This window comes from Kocuria salina, assembly GCF_013368965.1.
Classification (GTDB): Bacteria; Actinomycetota; Actinomycetes; order Actinomycetales; family Micrococcaceae; genus Kocuria; species Kocuria rosea.
The window spans coordinates 1-1,367 of the sequence record NZ_SSSF01000045.1 but is presented as its reverse complement, the minus strand read 5'-3'; the positions used below and the strand labels follow the sequence as shown (position 1 = coordinate 1,367).

Here is a 1,367-nt window from a genome sequence, read left to right as displayed (position 1 = left end):
AGGATCGGCGTGATCCTTGTGGGGTCAGGCGCTGAGGGCGCCGAGGGCGGTGGTGTCCTCCTGTTCGGTGTCGGCGGTGGTGACGAGGCTCAGGCGGGACTTGGCGAGCACGTCCAGGCCCAGGTAGCGCCGTCCTTCGGCCCACTCGTCGTGCTGCTCGGCCAGCACCGCCCCGACCAGGCGGATCAGCGAGGTCCGGTCCGGGAAGATCCCGACCACGTCGGTGCGCCGGCGGATCTCGCGGTTGAGCCGCTCATTGGGGTTGTTCGACCAGATCTGGCGCCACAGTCCCTTCGGAAAGGTGGTGAAGGCCAGGATCTCGGCCCTGGCCTCGTCCAGGTGGGCGTGCACGGCCGGCAGCTGGGGCTCGACCATCTCGAGGAGCTTGTCGAACTGCGCCTGCACCGAGGCGGCGTCGGGCTGATCGTAGACCGAGTGCAGCATCGCCTTCACCGCCGGCCAAGAAGCCTTCGGTGTGGTCGCCATGAGGTTGGCCGCGTAGTGGGTGCGGCACCGCTGCCAGGACGCCCCGGGCAGGGTCGCCCCGATGGCCTCCACCAGCCCGGCGTGGGCATCAGAAGTCACCAGCCGGACTCCGGCCAGGCCGCGGGCCACCAGATCACGGAAGAACGTGAGCCACCCGGCCCCGGACTCGGCCGTGGCGGTCTGCACGCCGAGGATCTCGCGGTGGCCGTCGGCGTTGACGCCGGTGGCGACCATGACCGCGACCTTCACCACCCGCCCGCCCTCGCGGACTTTCATCGTCAGGGCGTCGGCGGCCACGAACGTGTACGGCCCGGCATCCAAGGGCCGGGTACGGAAGGACTCCACGTGCTCGTCGAGGTCGGTGGCCATGGTCGAGACCTGGGAGCGAGACAGCCCGGTGATGCCCAACGACTGCACGAGCTTGTCCATCCGACGGGTCGAGACCCCCAACAAGTAGCAAGTGGCCACCACACTGGTCAGCGCGGACTCGGCCCGCCGGCGGCGCTCGAGCAACCATTCCGGGAAGTACGTGCCGGTCCGCAGCTTCGGGATCGCCACATCGATGGTGCCAGCGCGGGTGTCGAAGTCGCGGTGGCGGTAGCCGTTGCGGGAGTTCACCCGATCCGGGGACGAGGCCCCGTAGGCGGCCCCGCACACCGTGTCGGCCTCGGCCGAGAGCAGCGTGTTGACGAAGGTCGTGAGCATCTGGCGCAGCAGGTCCGGGGAGGCCTGGGCAAGGTGCTCGTGCAGGAACTGGGCAGGGTCGATACTGGAAGGAGCGGTCATCGTGATGGTCCTCTTCGAGAGTGCTGTGGAAGGTTCACTCGAAGGATCACGCGGTGACCGCCCTCGTCTATGACGACGCGCTCACCGGGCTACCC

Annotated in this window: 1 protein-coding gene; it reads right to left on the bottom strand. The window is 69.0% G+C overall.

Annotation, left to right across the window (positions count from 1 at the left end):
* Window positions 1-24 precede the first annotated feature (24 nt).
* The gene (locus E7Z53_RS19845; RefSeq protein ID WP_109223270.1) at window positions 25-1,272 is read right to left on the bottom strand and encodes an IS256 family transposase; all 1,248 of its coding nucleotides are present in this window, start codon (window positions 1,270-1,272) and stop codon (window positions 25-27) included.
* Window positions 1,273-1,367 lie beyond the last annotated feature (95 nt).

Excerpts from the sequence above, each read along its gene's own strand:
- E7Z53_RS19845 (WP_109223270.1), bottom strand. The coding sequence starts at position 1,272 with ATGACCGCTCCTTCCAGTATCGACCCTGCCCAGTTCCTGCACGAGCAC.